This is a genomic window from Hydrogenophaga sp. 70-12 (assembly GCF_001897365.1).
In the GTDB taxonomy this organism is placed as follows: Bacteria; Pseudomonadota; Gammaproteobacteria; order Burkholderiales; family Burkholderiaceae_C; genus Hydrogenophaga; species Hydrogenophaga borbori.
This window is the reverse complement of record NZ_MKSS01000053.1, coordinates 1-3,497: the sequence shown is the minus strand read 5'-3', so window position 1 is coordinate 3,497 and position 3,497 is coordinate 1. Positions and strand designations below refer to the sequence as shown.

Below are 3,497 nucleotides of genomic sequence, written 5' to 3'. Positions count from 1 at the left end.
GTCGACCCGAACATGCCCGAGCGCCTGGACGCCGAGTACGTGGCCGAAGATGGCTCCCGGCAGCGCCCCATCATGCTGCACCGCGCCATCGTTGGCAGCCTGGAGCGTTTCATTGGCATCCTGATCGAACAGCACGCCGGCGCGCTGCCCACCTGGCTGGCGCCGGTGCAGGTGGCGGTGCTCAACATCACGGACGCGCAGGCCGATTACTGTCGTGAAATCGCGAAATCACTGCAGAATCAAGGGCTTAGAGTCGAAACAGATCTGCGCAACGAGAAAATAACGTATAAAATACGGGAGCACGCATTGCAAAAGCTGCCTTTCATTGCCGTTGTGGGCGACAAGGAAAAGGCCGCTGGCGCCGTGGCGGTGCGGGCCCGGGGCAACAAAGACCTGGGCGTGATGTCGCTGGAGGCCTTCTCCCAGCTCGTCGCGACATCGGTTTCATCCAAGGCTTGAACGCCCTCGGGCATGGCCCGGTGAAGCCGCCGCATCACCGGGCGCCCATGGTGCGAGCAGCCCCGCGGCCGACAGGCCGCTTTTGATTCACCGGCCCACTTGAAGGAAACGCACCATCGCTACCAACTTTCGCGACCGCCGCCAGCGTGAAGAACGCGCGCACCGCCTGAACCGGGAAATCATGGCCCCCGAGGTTCGCCTCAACGGCCCGAACAACGAGCCCTTGGGCATCGTGAGCTTGCAGGAAGCCCTTCGGATGGCTGGCGAGCTCGACGTCGATCTCGTGGAGATCGCCGCCACCGCGAATCCGCCGGTGTGCCGCCTGATGGATTACGGCAAGTTCAAGTACCAGGAACAGAAGAAGGCGGCCGAAGCGAAAGCCAAGCAGACGGTCATCGAGATCAAGGAAGTCAAGTTCCGCCCGGGTACCGACGACGGCGACTACAACATCAAGATGCGCAACATCCGCCGGTTCCTGGACGACGGCGACAAGTGCAAGATCACGCTGCGCTTCCGTGGCCGCGAGATCACGCACCAGGAACTCGGTCTGGCGCTGCTGAACCGCATCCGCGACGAGTTGGGTGACCTGATCATCGTGGAGCAGTTCCCGAAGCTGGAAGGGCGCCAGATGATCATGATGATCGCGCCGAGCCGCAAGAAGGTGGCGGCGAAGCCCGCGGCCGAAACGGCGGCGCCGGCGGCCAGCCCCACGGCGGCCTGAGACGCCGGGGTTGTTTGAAGAATTGAGCGGGCAGGGTTGGTCCCCTGCCGGCTTGAGGTACCAGCCGCAAGGCCGGTGCCGAAAGGAAGACCCGAAAGGGCCTTACCAGAAGTGGCTCGGGGCCCATCAAGACCGTGGCTGGTTGCCGCGGCGCCTCGCGAGCACAAATCAAAAGGAGCATTTCCATGCCCAAAATGAAGACCAAGAGCAGCGCGAAGAAGCGTTTTCGCGTTCGTCCCGGTGGCACCGTCAAGCGCGGTCAAGCCTTCAAGCGTCACATCCTGACCAAGAAGTCCACCAAGAACAAGCGCCACCTGCGCGGGGCCGTCAACGTCCATGAGACCAACATGGGTCACATGGCGCAGATGCTGCCGTTCGCTGGCCTGTAATCAAGACGAACTAGGAGAAGCATATGCCTCGCGTCAAACGTGGTGTCACGGCTCGCGCCCGCCATAAAAAAGTCCTGGCTCTGGCCAAAGGTTTCCGCGGCCGCCGCGGCAACGTCTTCCGCATCGCCAAACAGGCGGTGATGAAGGCGGGCCAGTACGCCTACCGCGATCGCCGCACCAAGAAGCGCGTGTTCCGCCAGCTGTGGATCGCGCGTATCAACGCCGGTGCGCGCGCTTGCGGCCTGACGTACAGCCAGTTCGCCAACGGTCTGAAGAAGGCCCAGATCGAGATCGACCGCAAGGTCCTCGCCGACCTGGCCGTCAACGACCCGGCGGCTTTTGGCAGCATCGTGGAGCAGGTCAAAGCCAAGCTGGCCACCGCTTGATTCCCGGCCGGGCGCGCAGGCGCCCGCTGCCGTTCTAAGGGGTTGAGGCTTGAGGGGTGACCCGCCGGCTTCAACCCTTTTTTCATTGCATCGGACACGCATCGAATGAACGAGTTGGACAACCTGGCCGAGGCGGCGCGCGCCGAGTTCGCGCAGGCCGCCACGCCGGCCGACCTGGAGAACGCCAAGGCGCGCTACCTGGGCAAGTCGGGCCGCATCACCGAGTTGATGAAGGGCATGGCTGCCCTGTCGGTGGACGAGAAGAAGACCCGCGGTGCTGCGATCAACCTGGCCAAGCAGGCCATCGAGGGCGCGCTGACGCAGCGCCGCCAGGCCCTGGCCGACGCGGAGCTGGACGCCCAGCTCAAGGCCGAGGCCCTGGACGTGAGCCTGCCGGGCCGTCAGCGCGGCGCGGGCGGGCTGCACCCGGTGAGCCTCACGCTGGAGCGCATCGAGGCCATCTTCGGCTCCATGGGTTTCGAGGTGGCCGAGGGGCCCGAGATCGAGTCCGACTGGTTCAACTTCACGGCCCTGAACACCCCCGAGGACCACCCGGCGCGTTCCATGCACGACACCTTCTACGTGGAAGGCGGCTCGGCGAAAGCGCCCAATCTGCTGCGCACGCACACCAGCCCGATGCAGATCCGCCACGCGGTGCAGCACGTCAAGCGCCACCGCGCGGCCCTGGACGCCGGCCAGGGCATGCCCGAGATCCGCGTCATCGCGCCGGGCCGCACCTACCGCGTGGACAGCGACGCCACCCACTCGCCCATGTTCCACCAGTGCGAGGGCCTGTGGATTGGCGAGAACGTGAGCTTCAAGGACCTCAAGGTCGTCTTCACCGATTTCTGCCGCACCTTCTTCGAGAGCGACGACCTGGTGCTGCGCTTTCGCCCCAGCTTCTTTCCGTTCACCGAGCCGAGCGCGGAGATCGACATCCAGTTCCAGAGCGGCCCGCTGGCCGGGCGCTGGCTCGAAGTGGCGGGCTCCGGCCAGGTGCACCCGAACGTGGTGCGCAACATGGGCCTCGACCCCGAGCGCTACATCGGCTTCGCCTTTGGCATGGGCCCCGACCGCCTGACCATGCTGCGCTACGGCGTCAATGACCTGCGCCTGTTCTTCGACGGCGACGTGCGTTTCCTCAGCCAGTTCCGATAAGCGACCACCATGCAATTCCCCGAATCCTGGCTGCGCAGCTTCTGCAACCCGCCGCTGACGAGCCAGCAACTTGCCGACACCCTCACCATGGCCGGGCTCGAGGTCGAAGAGCTGCGCCCGGTGGCGCCGCCGTTCACCCGGGTCGTGGTGGGCGAGATCAAGTCCGCTGCTCAGCACCCCAACGCCGATCGCCTGCGGGTGTGCGAGGTGGACGTGGGGCAGGGCGTGCCGCTCAATATCGTTTGCGGCGCGCCGAACGCCCGCGTGGGCATCAAGGTGCCTTGCGCGCTGGTGGGCGCCGAACTGCCCCCGGGCGAAGACGGCAAGCCCTTCGCCATCAAGCTCGGCAAGCTGCGCGGCGTGGAAAGCCAGGGCATGCTGTGC

5 protein-coding genes and 1 pseudogene are annotated in these 3,497 nt (G+C 65.4%); all 6 read left to right on the top strand.

The genetic code is table 11. From position 1 onward, the window contains the following. Window positions 1–459 (top strand): His/Gly/Thr/Pro-type tRNA ligase C-terminal domain-containing protein (locus BGO22_RS03815; RefSeq protein ID WP_286849082.1); only part of this gene is annotated, 459 nt, incomplete at its 5' end. A 115-nt stretch (window positions 460–574) separates the two neighbouring features. Continuing rightward, the gene (infC, locus tag BGO22_RS03810; protein ID WP_083293252.1) at window positions 575–1,180 is read left to right on the top strand and encodes a translation initiation factor IF-3; all 606 of its coding nucleotides are present in this window, start codon (window positions 575–577) and stop codon (window positions 1,178–1,180) included. 185 nt (window positions 1,181–1,365) lie between these two features. After that, window positions 1,366–1,569, top strand: coding sequence for a 50S ribosomal protein L35 (gene rpmI / locus BGO22_RS03805; RefSeq protein WP_070399972.1), 204 nt, complete (start codon window positions 1,366–1,368; stop codon window positions 1,567–1,569). A gap of 23 nt (window positions 1,570–1,592) precedes the next feature. Further along, window positions 1,593–1,955, top strand: coding sequence for a 50S ribosomal protein L20 (gene rplT, locus BGO22_RS03800; RefSeq protein ID WP_009517526.1), 363 nt, complete (start codon window positions 1,593–1,595; stop codon window positions 1,953–1,955). 105 nt (window positions 1,956–2,060) lie between these two features. Then, window positions 2,061–3,113: a phenylalanine--tRNA ligase subunit alpha gene (gene pheS / locus BGO22_RS03795; RefSeq protein WP_070399973.1), complete on the top strand. Its 1,053-nt coding sequence runs from the start codon at window positions 2,061–2,063 to the stop codon at window positions 3,111–3,113. Between the two features lie 9 nt (window positions 3,114–3,122). Next, window positions 3,123–3,497: pseudogene (locus BGO22_RS03790) on the top strand (phenylalanine--tRNA ligase subunit beta); the annotation flags it as partial.